Annotated in this window: 12 protein-coding genes; 7 read left to right on the forward strand and 5 right to left on the reverse strand. The window is 34.5% G+C overall.

Annotation, left to right across the window (positions count from 1 at the left end; all coding sequences use genetic code 11):
- Positions 1-42: 42 nt before the first annotated feature.
- Both BD809_RS07000 and BD809_RS07005 read right to left on the reverse strand, forming a co-directional pair.
- Positions 43-3333 (reverse strand): ABC transporter permease/M1 family aminopeptidase, encoded by a 3291-nt coding sequence (locus tag BD809_RS07000; protein WP_148782255.1) that lies wholly within the window; start codon positions 3331-3333, stop codon positions 43-45.
- A gap of 2 nt (positions 3334-3335) precedes the next feature.
- Positions 3336-4223 carry an ABC transporter ATP-binding protein gene (locus BD809_RS07005; RefSeq protein ID WP_148782256.1) on the reverse strand — a complete coding sequence of 296 codons (888 nt, stop codon included), beginning with the start codon at positions 4221-4223 and terminating at the stop codon, positions 3336-3338.
- A 233-nt stretch (positions 4224-4456) separates the two neighbouring features.
- Here BD809_RS07005 and BD809_RS07010 point away from each other — a divergent pair, with 233 nt between their 5' ends.
- From BD809_RS07010 to BD809_RS07040, 7 genes are all read left to right on the forward strand, one after another.
- Positions 4457-5224, forward strand: coding sequence for a sensor histidine kinase (locus BD809_RS07010; protein WP_148782257.1), 768 nt, complete (start codon positions 4457-4459; stop codon positions 5222-5224).
- The gene (locus BD809_RS07015) at positions 5224-5925 is read left to right on the forward strand and encodes a LytR/AlgR family response regulator transcription factor (RefSeq protein ID WP_148782258.1); all 702 of its coding nucleotides are present in this window, start codon (positions 5224-5226) and stop codon (positions 5923-5925) included. The genes BD809_RS07010 and BD809_RS07015 overlap by 1 nt, the downstream gene beginning before the upstream one ends.
- A gap of 483 nt (positions 5926-6408) precedes the next feature.
- Positions 6409-6984, forward strand: a complete 576-nt coding sequence (locus BD809_RS07020; RefSeq protein WP_148782259.1) for a TetR/AcrR family transcriptional regulator — start codon at positions 6409-6411, stop codon at positions 6982-6984.
- A 16-nt stretch (positions 6985-7000) separates the two neighbouring features.
- Positions 7001-7447 (forward strand): DoxX family protein, encoded by a 447-nt coding sequence (locus BD809_RS07025; RefSeq protein ID WP_148782260.1) that lies wholly within the window; start codon positions 7001-7003, stop codon positions 7445-7447.
- A gap of 10 nt (positions 7448-7457) precedes the next feature.
- Complete coding sequence (locus BD809_RS07030) at positions 7458-8090, forward strand: NAD(P)H-dependent oxidoreductase (protein WP_148782261.1); 633 nt, start codon at positions 7458-7460, stop codon at positions 8088-8090.
- Positions 8091-8123: 33 nt separating this feature from the next.
- Positions 8124-9284: an iron-containing alcohol dehydrogenase gene (locus tag BD809_RS07035; RefSeq protein ID WP_148782262.1), complete on the forward strand. Its 1161-nt coding sequence runs from the start codon at positions 8124-8126 to the stop codon at positions 9282-9284.
- 27 nt (positions 9285-9311) lie between these two features.
- The gene (locus BD809_RS07040) at positions 9312-10112 is read left to right on the forward strand and encodes a type 1 glutamine amidotransferase domain-containing protein (RefSeq protein ID WP_211356699.1); all 801 of its coding nucleotides are present in this window, start codon (positions 9312-9314) and stop codon (positions 10110-10112) included.
- Between the two features lie 209 nt (positions 10113-10321).
- Here BD809_RS07040 and BD809_RS07045 read toward each other — a convergent pair whose 3' ends face one another.
- The 3 genes from BD809_RS07045 to BD809_RS07055 all read right to left on the reverse strand — a co-directional run bounded on the left by BD809_RS07045 (position 10322) and on the right by BD809_RS07055 (position 13335).
- Entirely contained in the window at positions 10322-11596 is a 1275-nt protein-coding gene (locus tag BD809_RS07045) for a tetratricopeptide repeat protein (protein WP_148782263.1), read from the reverse strand.
- The gene (locus tag BD809_RS07050; RefSeq protein ID WP_148782264.1) at positions 11578-11970 is read right to left on the reverse strand and encodes a hypothetical protein; all 393 of its coding nucleotides are present in this window, start codon (positions 11968-11970) and stop codon (positions 11578-11580) included. Before BD809_RS07050 ends, BD809_RS07045 begins: the two co-directional genes overlap by 19 nt.
- Before the next feature lie 63 nt (positions 11971-12033).
- A complete protein-coding gene (locus BD809_RS07055; protein ID WP_148782265.1) occupies positions 12034-13335 on the reverse strand; it encodes a M20 metallopeptidase family protein in 1302 nt (433 codons plus the stop codon).
- Positions 13336-13414 lie beyond the last annotated feature (79 nt).

Consider the following 13414-nt stretch of genomic DNA (forward strand, 5'->3'; position numbering starts at 1 on the left):
TAGAAAATGAAAGTGCATTTGATTGTACAAGTTTATTATTAATTACAGTTCCGGAGGTATGGTTTTTTCAAATAAATCCGTAACTAAATACTGAAGTGAATCCGGGGTAACTTCTCTAAAATGATCCAGTAAGTCCCGGGTGGTTGCATACCTATCTGTTGTCAGTTTCAGTTTACCATTGCTGGTATTCCAATCTTCAAGAAAACGTCTTAATGCTGTATTCACATGCTCCTCTCCTATAGCTTTTTGAAATTGATACATGTTAATGGCTCCTTTTGCATAATACACATAGTCCTGATTCTCGACCAAGGCAAGAGAGGGTTCTTCTGCTCCATGTCTATCGTTACCTTTTTTATAATCCTCTTCTTGAGCGGCTAAGAATTGAAGCAGCTTCTCCTCTCCATATTTTTGTTTTAAAACCATCATCGCGGCATATTGCGATAAGGTTTCTAAAATAAAATGCTTCCCTTTTACGTTGGCCGCTGCTACCTGCATCCCAAACCATTGGTGTGCGATTTCATGCGCAGTGACATAAAAAGCCATGTCTACATCGTGTTGATCATCAATATCCAGAACAAAGCCTATAGCTTCTGAAAACGGGATGGTACCGGGAAACGATTGGGCAAACCTGGCATACCGCGGAAACTCCATAATGCGCAATTGCCGGTATTGATAGGGACTAAAATTTGTACTGTAATAGCTTAACGACGCTTTCATAGAAGTCATCATTCTCTCCAAATTATACGGGTGCTCTTTATGATAATAAATTTCCAGATCCACAGGCTGTGCCAATGCATCCCTATTAGCAATCCATGTATCCTTTTTTATCTTATATTCAGCCGACACTACGGAGTAAAAATTAAGCATGGGAATTTCCATTTTATAATGAAAATAGTTACGGTTGTTTTCTGTCCATTCCTGCAATAAGGTACCGGGTGCCAAGGCTATTTGCTCCTCAGAGGTGCCAAGTGTCATTTCAAAACTAATTCCATTTGAATCCCCTCCGGACATTGCATTCTTAAGCTCATGGATGTCGTCTATCGCTGCTTTATTGGGGCGTATGGGTAAACTATACGTTTCCCGTTCGCTACTATCCTGCAATTCATATTTTCTATTGTAACCAATTGTTAATAAATCTGAATTATTAAAAAACGTTCCGTTGTAATTAATATTCACATTTGAGTTTCCAGCTTCAAAACCTTTTGTAGTAAATCGTTGTTTGAAATACATTTTTACAGAATCTCCAGGTTTTAAGACCGAATGTAGATTGAAAATGGTATAATCAAACTTTTTATATTGATTATTCACGGTAAAACCTGTTTCCAGAGCTATACTATCTAAGCTGACATGGTCTTCAATCAATTTTTGAATGTGTATCTCTGAAATAGCTTGCTCAGTGGTGTTTTGTAAGATATAGTAACCTTCCGCAGTATACTCCCGTGTAGAAGGATATACTTCTACATGTAGATTAGTTGCTATCAATTTAGGCTGCGGAATGTATTCAAATTGTTTGAGTTCTTTTTCATAAGTTACTCTAAAAGCCGTAGTTTCAGCATCAGTCCAGTAAGTGTTTACCATATTAGTGTTATAAAATATAAAACTTCCAACAGCTATAAACGCTACACTTATCGCCCACGTAAGGTACAAAAGTGACTTGCTCAACCTGTATCGACCCACTCTAATTCGTTTTATCAAGTTAGTTTCAATCCCTCTCACGGATACCAGCGAGGCTATGATAATTAATAACATTCCGAAGAGCAACCAGTACAATTTGATAAAGAGATAAGGTTTTAAAAAATGACCGTAACCATTCATGTCAGAATATGTACCTAAGGAGTTGCCTCCAAAGAGATATAAATCATGATCAAATCCAAAGACGGCCAAGGTTACATTGATGATAAAGAAGATGACCATCAGCAAAACTCCAACGAACTTATGGTTCACAACCGATTGAATAAAGAAAGCGACACACGTATATAAGGCCAAAAACGGTAAGATTTCAAGAAAGAACCCATAAAAATACACCTGAAATTCATATTTGTAGTACCCACTTGCTGTTTGAAATATAATTCCTGAACTAATTAAAGAAAGCATTAACACTATATAAACTAAGTTTAACCCGACATATTTCCCAGCTAGTTTGATAAAGCTTGACATGGGTGTGGCGTCATAAATTAGATTCAGTTGTGCGCCTCGCTCCTTCCATACCAATTCTCCCGAATAAAACACGAGAATTATTATAAAGAAATAAATGGAGGTCTCCTGAAGCTCCTCGACAATAAAATATGTTGCCGGATAACTATCAACTCCATAGACAGTTCCAAGGTTTACAGAGTTAATGAGAATGATAATCATGCCACAAATCACAATTGCCCAAAACGAAGGTTGCTTACAAATACTTATAAAATAAAACCAGGAGAATTGTCTTAATTGCGTCCATTTGGATAGGAAACCATAGTGCTTGTTGGCTTCCGGAATGTCTACATCAGCCCCTATATCAATTGTATTATTTGTCAATGTACGAGCTTGCTTTCTTTTAGTTCGTTTATCGTTTACAACATTAAAATCAAATCTCTTAAAACCATATAGCAACGCCAAGAGTCCGAGAGACAACCAGAATAGCTTGTTATACATAAATACTCCTGTAAAAGGAATACTTTGCGTACTCTTTTCTACAGCTGACCATGACGCGGTAGCAAAAGTTGAAGTCGTTAAAGAGAATGGGTCCAGAATGGCTTGCCAAAAATCATTCGTGATGGCTTTTGTCAGCATAAATACTACAAACAGAATAATCCCTTGTGTATAGACTACAACCAGATTTCTACTCAATGCTCCTGTGACAAAAAATAAGCAGGCCCCAAAAAATAATGTTGGCAAACTTACTAGCAGGAATGTTTTTAGATAGACAATTGCATTAAATGCTAACAGATTCTCCGGCTGATGCCATGGCATAAATTCGCCAAGCATCATACCGAACAGTATACCGAAAAAAATAACTAGTAATACAACAAACGATCCTAGAAATCGACCGAATAGATAATCTTTTTTACGAATGGGGGTAGAAAATACCAGGGATGCTATGTTGTACTCAAAATCCCTCAATACAGAAACTCCCATAATCATGGAGGCCAATATCATAAATATACCTGTGATAGCGCCCATAGTTTTCGCAATTACAAGCGGGGAATTTTTTTTCAACGGACCTAATTCTGAACCTTGAAAAATAAAGTCTACTCCAACAATAGAAAATAGAAATAGAAACAGAAAAAATACATACGTATCCGGACGTTTAAGACGGTATTGTAATTCAAACTTAAAAATATTGTACCACATACTTAGTTAGATTTAGAGTTTGTCTTATTGAATATCTCAGAGAAATACACATCTTCTAGTTCGGCATTTATAAGAGAAAAACCATCTCCCGGATGCTCATCACTTAAGATATGAATGGTGGGTTTACCCAGAAATAACTTGTCACTAATTACCTGATAATTTTCCTTGTAAAGCTCTAATTCTTCTTTGGCTATTGTCTTTTTATAGACTTTCCCCTTCATGTTCTCAAGTATTTCCAATGGATTTCCCTTTAAGCTAACTTGTCCTTGATTGATAATCGCCATGTTTGTACATAGTTCTTTAACATCATCAACAATATGTGTAGATAAAATGACAACGGTTTGCTCTCCTAATTCACTTAGCACATTATAAAACCTGTTCCGTTCCAAAGGATCCAATCCTGCAGTTGGTTCATCAACAATAAGTAATTTTGGATTACTCAATAACGCTTGTGCGATCCCAAAACGTTGTTTCATTCCGCCCGAGAAACCTTTTAACTGTTGTTTTCGTACTTCGTATAAATTGGTTTTATAGAGCAAGGCTTTCACTAATTCTTTACGCTCATTTCTATGCGTGATTCCTTTAAGTACGGCAAAATGATTAAGCAATACTTCGGCAGATAGCTTAGGATACAAACCAAATTGCTGTGGCAAATATCCCAGCACCTGTCGCAACTCATTTTTTTGTTTTAGAACATCGATATCTCCTAGTGTAACAGATCCGGTGTCTGCTTCTTGTAAGGTTGCGATGGTTCGCATTAAAGTAGATTTTCCGGCTCCGTTCGGTCCTAATAACCCAAACATCCCTTTTGGTATTTCTAACGAAATATTCTGTAATGCCTTGACACCATTCGCATAGGTTTTTGACAAATTATCGATAATGAGTTCCATTCTGATCGTTTTTAGATTGATTACTTGACGCTAACTTATAAGGTATCGTCGCTGCGGAAAATAATATGTGATACATTTAATGCTGAGCGTGATATACAAAGGGTTGAAGTATATAAACGGACTTTGTCACTGCTAAAGAGCTGTTGATCCCTTTGATATTATCGTTTATAAACACATTTGTTTACCGTGTTTTAATTGACTAACATTGAGCTTGCAACTGAGTAAAAAAAAACATGAAACGGATACCTAATTGGCTATTGTGGACACTACTGATTCTAATCGCATTGACCATACTTATCTTTAATGATGAGTTTGGTGACAATGAATTCTTTGGAGTCTTAGCATTCTTTTATTTCATGTTGCTTATCTTTTTATTAAGTAGATGGATTTTTTTACAGATAAAATCAATTATAAGACTTAAGAATGAAAAAGCAAAAACAGAATTAATGCATTTAAAAAGTCAAGTCAATCCTCATTTCTTTTTTAATATGCTTAACAACCTTTATGGCTTGGTAGGTAAAGATGCAGAGAAAGCGCAAGAATTAATTTTGCAATTATCTGATATGATGCGATACAGTATTTATGAGGGTGAAAAAGAAACTGTTTTACTTTCTGAAGAAGTAACCTATTTAGAAAACTATATAGAACTCCATAAAATGCGATATCTTAAAATAATTGATATACAATTCAATATTAAAATAAAGGATAATGATTATGAAATCATGCCACTTCTCTTTATTATTCTTTTAGAGAATGCATTTAAACATGGCGTAGAAAATTTAAGGAAGAATGCTTATGTTCATATAAATTTACTTGCCCTAAATAATGAAGTTAGTTTTGAAATAGAAAATAATTTTGATTCTTCTGTAGACAAGCATGAAAAAGGTATTGGTTTAAATAATTTAAAACGTAGGTTAGAGTTGGTATATCCAAAAAATCATAAATTAATAATTTCTAAAACGGATACTATGTATAAAGCTAAATTGAATATAACCTTATAATGATTACGTATATAATTATTGATGACGAATATATAGCACATGATATTATAAAAGGGTATTGTGATATGCTACCAAATTTAGAATTTAAAGGAAATTGTTATGATGCTATAGAAGCTATAGGCTATTTAAACAAACATGAAGTAGATCTTATTTTTTTGGATTTAAACATGCCCAAATTAAAAGGGTTTGAATTTTTAAGAACGCTAACCTCTCCGCCAAAAGTTATTGTAACTACAGCATACAGTGAATTCGCAATAGAAGGTTATGAATTGAATGTTATTGATTATTTATTAAAGCCTTTTAGTTTTGAGCGCTTTTTGAGCGCTATAAATAAAGCAACTGCTTCTAATTCCAAAAAAATAGAAAAAGAGAATAAAGGAATCATAAAGCTCGAAGAGAAGTACATTTTTCTAAAACAAAATAATAGTCATATTCAGGTTGATTTAGATAGTATACTATTTATTGAAGCTGCCGGAAATTACACTAAAGTTGTTACTCTTAAAGACACTATAACTATCCGTGAAAAAATATCTGATACAATACAATTGCTATCTGATAATGATTTTATTCAGGTTCATAAATCATTTGCAGTTGCAAAGAAGCATATAAATAGTATTGAAGGAAATAGAATTTATATTCATGGTCATGTTGTACCCATAGGGAAACTGTATAAAATAAATATCAATCAACTTTTTAAATAAATTTGAATTGAGCAAAATAATGCACATTAAGCTTCCCTCTTACGTTATTTCGACTCCGCTCGATACAGACTCGCATAAAGAGTGCTGCTTTACTTTTTTTAAGGAAACATTTCGTTAGAAACCTTTTAAAGATACTGTATAAGTGATAAACATTGCTTTTGCTAAAGCAACGTTATCCAATTATAAGTCGAACATACACAACACAGGACCTAACACATACTAAACCTTCGTGGCCATTAGCTGGATCATTTAGGGAGCCAATATGCTCGTATAAATAATATAAACTGGACTATTTGATAGAAATTTTAAATACGCGATTCTCATGGATTAATATTTGGATTACTATTGTTTATGAGTGAACCTTTTTATATCATACCGTTTACTTAACAATATGGACATAATTGAAACCAATTATTAAAGTTTTCTAAAAAAAGAATGAACATTCATTTTTATCTATACCTTTGTACTTCAAAGCAAGATATCATGGCTAAACTTCAAAAAAGTATAGATAAGCGTAACGCACTTATTAAAGCAACGATAGAACTCGTAAATAATAATGGGTTTCACGCTACAGCTATGAGTAAAATTGCAAAAATAGCCAACGTCTCACCTGCGACTATTTATCTGTATTTTGAAAATAAACAAGACTTGGTAAATCAAACGTATTTAGATGTAAAAACAAAATATACAGATTTTGTGTTCAAAACTTATAACGAGAATATATCCATTAAGGACGGTTTTGAACTCATTTGGAAACGTATAGCTGAATTTAATAGTAAAGAAAGCGAATATTCATTTTTTTTAAATCAGTGTAATAATACACCTATGATTGATGAGTCTAGTAGACAAGAAGGTATTAAACACTTGCAGCCCCTACTCGACTTATGGAAACGTGGTAAAGCGGATGGAATTATAAAGCCTTTTTCCGATCAAATTTTGTATGCTTATTCCATAAATCCGTTGTCATTTCTAATGATGGCTCAAAAGCAGGGGCACTTTCAATTAAATGATCATATCGAGGAAGCTTTTGTAACAGCTTGGGACAGTATTAAACGCTAAAAGTAAAAAAAGAATTATGACAAAAGACTCGTCCAACATAAGTATCATTCAAAGCATTATTAGAATTTTATTAGGTGCCTTCATGCTTTATGCCGGCATCGGACACCTCACATTTCTTAGGACTGCATTTTATGCGCAAGTTCCCACTTGGATAACAACAGATACTGCTTTTATGGACCTTCTTGTATTGGCTTCTGGTGTGATAGAAATTGTTTTTGGAATACTAATGATTGTCGGAGGTAGATTTAAAATCAATACAGGACTTTTGTTGGCAATATTTTACATCCTGATTTTTCCTGGAAATATCAATCAATATGTAAACGAAATAGACTCTTTTGGATTAAATACGGATAGGAAACGGTTGATTAGACTGATTTTTCAACCCGTTTTAATTATCTGGTCGTTGTGGTCAACAGGAGCACTTACGTATCTATTATCAAAGAAAAAAAATAGCAATAAATAAAAATCAAAAAATGGAATTATTAGATAAATTAAATTGGAGATACGCTGCTAAAGCAATGAATAAAGAAAAAGTTTCTCAAGATAAAATTGACAATATTATTGAAGCTGCTCGTTTAGCTCCGACATCTAGTGGATTACAGCCTTTTGAAATAATAGTGGTCAAAAATCAAGAGATTAAAGAAAAAATTAGACCCATAGCCTGGAATCAATCTGTAATTACCGACTGCTCTCACCTACTCGTATTTGCTGCTTGGGACACCTATACAGAAGACAGGATAAATTATATGTTTGATTTGACGAACGAGATTCGAGGTTTTAAAAACGAAGGTTGGGAAAACTACCGTCAACAATTATTACAAATGTATCCACAACAAGATGCAGAAGTAAACTATAATCATGCAGCTAAACAAGCCTATATAGCGTTTTCACAAGCTATTACTGCTGCAGCTTATGAGGGTGTGGATGCTACACCTCTAGAGGGTTTTGATGCTGATAAATTAGATGAAATTTTAGATTTAAGAGCCAAAGGCTTGCGAAGTGCTGTAATGCTTCCTTTAGGGTATAGAGATGCCGATAGTGATTGGTTAGTAAACCTAAAAAAGGTTCGAAAAAGCACCGAAGAATTAGTGACGGTTATTGAATAGTTGCGTAGATTTTAAACGAAAAAAAAGAAAAAGATGAACAATTTTGAATTAAAAAATCCTACTAAAATCATTTTTGGAAAGGATACAATAGAGAGATTAAAAGAAGAAATTCCTGCAGATGCTAAAGTATTGCTACTTTATGGTGGAGGAAGTATCAAAAAGAATGGTATTTACGATCAGGTAAAAATAGCATTAGCAAATGTGGACGTTACTGAGTTTGGAGGGATTCCTGCAAATCCGGAATACGCTACGTTAATGAATGCTTTAAAAGTTATTAAGGAACAAAACATTACCTATTTACTAGCCGTTGGTGGCGGTTCTGTAATTGATGGAACTAAGTTTTTATCAGCCGCAGCTGTTTATGAGGGAGACACGCCTTGGGATATTCTTGCTAAAAATATTAGAACTGAAAATGGAATGCCTTTTGGAACTGTGCTCACATTACCGGCAACGGGCTCTGAAATGAATTCTGGGGCTGTAATTACACGTAAAGAAACCAAAGAGAAATTAGCTATGGGTGGACCTGGTTTGTTTCCTCAATTTTCAATTCTAGATCCTGAAGTAGTAAAATCAATTCCACAACGTCAATTAGCAAATGGGTTAGCCGATGCTTTTACACACGTTTTGGAACAATACATGACCTACTCAGTGGATGCTAAACTCCAAGATCGTTTTGCCGAAAGTATTTTGCAGACATTAATTGAAATTGCTCCGACGATACTGCAAGATGCGTTTGATTATAAAGCGGCTTCTAATTTTATGTGGAGCTGTACCATGGCGCTAAACGGATTAATCCAAAAAGGAGTGCCAACAGATTGGGCTATTCACGCAATGGGACACGAACTAACGGCGCTCTATGGTATAGACCATGCAAGAACTTTAGCCATTATGACCGAAAGTCATTACAAATATAATTTTGAAGCTAAAAAACAAAAATTAGCACAATATGGGGAACGCGTCTGGAATATAACAGAAGGAAGCGTTGACGATAAAGCCTATGCTGCTATCGAAAAAACAACCGAATTTTTCAAATCTTTGGGGATCGATACTAAATTGTCTGACTACACCGACGAGTATGAAGGAACAGCAGAAGAAATCTCAAAACGTTTTACAGAGCGTGGTTGGTTGGGATTAGGTGAGCATCAGTCCCTAGCACCAGAAAATGTTGAGAAAATTGTAAAAATGGCTTATTAAATTATAAATTCTAAACGCACGTTACTTATGAAACGATTAAAAGTTTTAGTACTACTGCTAACCGTTATTACAGCATCAAGTTGTAAAAACACTAACAATGAAAAACCTTCTGAAAAAGTGTCAGAAAAAAAAGTTGAACTACAAAAAGAAATGAAAATATTATTTGTATTAACATCTCATGATGAATTAGGAGATACGGGAGAAAAAACGGGATTTTGGGTTGAAGAATTTGCAAATCCATATTACACCCTATTAGATAAAGGAGCAGCGATTACGATTGCTACACCAAAAGGAAGTGCTGCGCCAATAGACCCTAGAAGTGATGCATCAGATGCTGCAACTAAATATACCAAACGTTTTGATAAGGATGCTGAAGCAAAAGAGCGAATTGCAAACACAAAAGTATTAGCTGATATGAATCCAGACGATTTTGATGCGGTCTTTTACCCAGGAGGACATGGTCCATTATGGGATTTGGCAAGTGATGCTACTTCTATTGCTTTAATTGAAAAGTTTAATAATCAAGAAAAGCCTATTGCCTTCGTATGTCACGCACCTGCAGCATTAAAAAATGTCAAAGATGAAAACGGAGATCCATTGGTAAAAGGCAAGAAAGTAACCGGATTTACAAATACTGAAGAAGCAGCAGTTGGACTTACAGAGGTGGTACCATTTTTAGTAGAAGATATGTTGACAGAAAACGGAGGAATCTACTCTAAAAAAGACGATTGGACAGCATATGTTATTCAAGATGGAAATTTAATTACTGGTCAAAATCCGGCTTCATCTGAATTAGTAGCAGAAAAATTACTAGAAAGTTTGAAATAAATACATGTTTTGAAATTTACAAAAGGTTATCCATTAGGGATAACCTTTTGTGTTTTTAATGTTTTGTAAAAATGAGCTTTACACAGTTTTTTGGACACTACCCTAAAATATTAGTGGATAATTGATTAATGTCTTTTTGATTAGACCTAGTTCATAGTTATAATAAGAACGTTCATAGATCCAAAAAAATTGGGATATGTAACTAAAAACTACTTATCCAACTCCGTCAACATAGCTCTTGCAGCTTTGCCAATGTTACCATTCGTATCTAATGTAATCGCATTACTGAGTACTTCTCTGGCTTTATCAGTATCGTGTAATGCTATATAGGCTTCCCCCATATTTTTATAAGTACTTGCAGAATTTGGGAAGAGTTGTACAATCATAGAAAACACTTGAATGGAAGCTTGAACTTGTGATGCATTTCCAGTTTGCAATAAAAGGTTTCCTTTTTTATTTAATTCTGTTTCAAAGTCGCAAAATGCATAGCGGGGATCTTGTACCATTTTAGGAAGTTCGTTTGCCAATTTTTCTGTTTGTCCGGATAGATATAGATCCGTTATATATTCGATGGGCTTAGGCTCAAAATTCTTTGCATTAAAGGTTAACGCTGCTTCTAATACAGGATCTTGATTACGTTTATAGTCATTAAAACTCATAGTTACCGGGATGCTGGGCGCTGTCCATTTAGCATTTTCTAGAGCGGGCATATCTTGCCACCATATATAGGATAGATACGCTGTAATTTTGCTATTTGGTAATAGGACCGGTCGTGCATCTCCGTAAAAATTCACATTTTCTGAAGTCGGTTCACCCACCAAAATAGCCTCAGTATATCGGGTAATTTCATTAGTTAAATTCTGACATGCCGAAAACGTATCGCGTCCAATAATAAAATAGAAGCTTCCCTTTTTATTGATCTTTGGTCTTGCTAATAGTCCTTTTATTAACGGGAGATTGTTGTAATTGTTACCCCCGCCATTAAGACGAACATCGTAGACTAACTTTTCTATACTGTGTTTATCAATAAATTCGAACATTCGGTCATAAAACTGCTCAAGAGTTTCGTTAGCATCATCAAATACAGAGCTTTGTCTAACATAGAGGGTTTTTATATCTTCTAAATATTCAAAATAGTACAGTTTATCTTCAAAATGTTTTAAATATAACGGGGTGGTATCTGTATTACGAGCGGTGAGCCACTGCGCAGTCGGGAGTGTAAAATTGAAGGCCTTTGGCTTATCTTTGACAGGGATGGTTTCAAACACATGCTCATAAACTTTTCCCTCTTTTTCTAATGTAAGTGTCACGTTTTCTGAAAGTTCAGGGATGATGCCTTGTGCATGTAGTACCTCTGGCGACAGTAGAAATCGAAGCCCATAGGCTTTAAAATACTGTTCGTTTTCTATAGGGACTACAGGATGTATAAGTTCTAAAGCTTTGTCTATAGGTGTCTCACCTACCTTCAAAACTTTTGCGCCCAAAGCTTTTTTGTACCTTTATGAACACCTTCAATATAGATACCCTCATTAAAATGATACAGGTTTAGAGGTAAAATTCCGCTTCTGCCCTTTGTGCCATAGGGGATTTGTGTATGACCATACTTAAATTGAGAAACAATGCGCGCCAAGCCCACCCGAATTTCGTGTTCTTCTAAATTGGGAATATCTTTATAAAGCGCTTCCACTTGAGTGTCAAAATCTTCTTTAGTAGTTTTTACAAAAAGAGATGCATAGTCTTTATGTAGGGTATTTTGTAAAAACCGGAGATCTTCTTGCCATTGCTTTGCACTTATGGATTTCTGCGCTGATAAATGAAAGAAAAATAAAAGACTGAAAATGATAAGTATATTCTTCATGATAATTTTGATTAATTGTTATGAGTTTAGATCTTTTCAAATAAGAGGTTTTAGAAACTTCTTTTATTTTATTTCTCCATTATTTACACGTTCAAAAATTAAGGAAGCAAAACATTGTACTCCATATTTTATTGTTTTTTCGTCCACAGCAAAGTTTGGTGAATGCGGCATAGCGTTTATACCTTTTTCACTGTTAGATCCTCCAAGAAAGAAGAATACTCCTGGTACTTTTTGTTGATAGAACATAAAATCTTCCCCAAAATAAGGAACTTGTCCATAGAGTGGTTTAATCATTTCTTTGTTATAAAAACTTGCAATTGTTTGTGCTGCAATTTTTGTGAGGTTAGGATTGTTCATGGGGCTTCCGGCATAATCTTTTGAATATCCGATGGAGATAAAAGCGTCTTTAAATTCAGAATTAAGGAGTTGCCTTTTTATTTTAATAGGTAAGCTATTTACTTGTCTTATGTCAGTTTCAAGGAAACTAGCATTATAAGAAGTAACCGACTTATCGGCATCTTTATGAAGCCTTGCTCCTTGTAAAATAAAGTAATCTTTAAAAATTGTTTCTTTGTTTGCCAACCCTATTGTAGGATCTGAAATCTTATTTATGATATCCCAAGGTGATCCGTCTTGTGAAATATTACGAACATAACCTTTTAATATACTATTCATAAAGTTTTCTAATTCTTTTTCATCTGCATTAGGTTTGAATTTCACATTAAGTGTTTTTGTGTAGGCAAACAATTCATTACTTTTATAATTAATGGTTCCTGCTGCTTCTGGGCCAATATGCAATCCATAAATTTCATCTGGCTTAATCATGTCAAAAAGACCATCTGCAATCATGTCTTTTGCTCCAGTGAAAGTTTCTTCTGCTGGTTGGAAAATAAAATAGACGGTACCCTCCAAATTTTCTTTTTGTTGGGATAGAACGTTAGCTATTCCTAAGCCAATTGTTGTATGTATGTCATGGCCACAAATATGTCTTATTCCTTTGTTTTTTGACGCAAAGCTAACGACATCTGGTTCATCTGTTTTTATAGCATCCATATCGGCTCGCCATGCAATTTTTTGACCTTTTTTGTCTCCTTCCAAAATTCCTACCACCCCATTTCCTCCTATATTTGTTTTTACTTCCAAACCTAAATCTCTTAAATATTCAGCAACTATTTTGGAAGTTCTTTTCTCTTGCTTAGAAATTTCTGGATTCACATGAAAATCTCTTCTAACCTTAACTAGGATATCATAGATATCATCAGTTTGCTCTACTATTTGCTGGTAGTGATGCGTGTTTTTATTCGATTGTGAAGAAAGTATTCTAACAGTAAATAAAAGGGCTAGTAGTGTGAGTTTTAATTTCATGATATAATTTTTAGTTATTAATTACATCACAAATATGGTTTCATTTCCCTTTCAATAGTAGTACTTTACGTTGAAACGT

Origin of the sequence: Aquimarina intermedia (assembly GCF_008124785.1) — a bacterium.
GTDB lineage: Bacteria > Bacteroidota > Bacteroidia > Flavobacteriales > Flavobacteriaceae > Aquimarina > Aquimarina intermedia.

Excerpts from the sequence above, each read along its gene's own strand:
- BD809_RS07005 (WP_148782256.1), bottom strand. The coding sequence starts at position 4,223 with ATGGAACTCATTATCGATAATTTGTCAAAAACCTATGCGAATGGTGTC.
- BD809_RS07050 (WP_148782264.1), bottom strand. The coding sequence starts at position 11,970 with ATGAAGAATATACTTATCATTTTCAGTCTTTTATTTTTCTTTCATTTA.
- BD809_RS07055 (WP_148782265.1), bottom strand. The coding sequence starts at position 13,335 with ATGAAATTAAAACTCACACTACTAGCCCTTTTATTTACTGTTAGAATA.
- BD809_RS07040 (WP_211356699.1), top strand. The coding sequence starts at position 9,312 with ATGAAACGATTAAAAGTTTTAGTACTACTGCTAACCGTTATTACAGCA.
- BD809_RS07020 (WP_148782259.1), top strand. The coding sequence starts at position 6,409 with ATGGCTAAACTTCAAAAAAGTATAGATAAGCGTAACGCACTTATTAAA.
- BD809_RS07000 (WP_148782255.1), bottom strand. The coding sequence starts at position 3,333 with ATGTGGTACAATATTTTTAAGTTTGAATTACAATACCGTCTTAAACGT.
- BD809_RS07030 (WP_148782261.1), top strand. The coding sequence starts at position 7,458 with ATGGAATTATTAGATAAATTAAATTGGAGATACGCTGCTAAAGCAATG.
- BD809_RS07010 (WP_148782257.1), top strand. The coding sequence starts at position 4,457 with ATGAAACGGATACCTAATTGGCTATTGTGGACACTACTGATTCTAATC.
- BD809_RS07035 (WP_148782262.1), top strand. The coding sequence starts at position 8,124 with ATGAACAATTTTGAATTAAAAAATCCTACTAAAATCATTTTTGGAAAG.
- BD809_RS07015 (WP_148782258.1), top strand. The coding sequence starts at position 5,224 with ATGATTACGTATATAATTATTGATGACGAATATATAGCACATGATATT.
- BD809_RS07025 (WP_148782260.1), top strand. The coding sequence starts at position 7,001 with ATGACAAAAGACTCGTCCAACATAAGTATCATTCAAAGCATTATTAGA.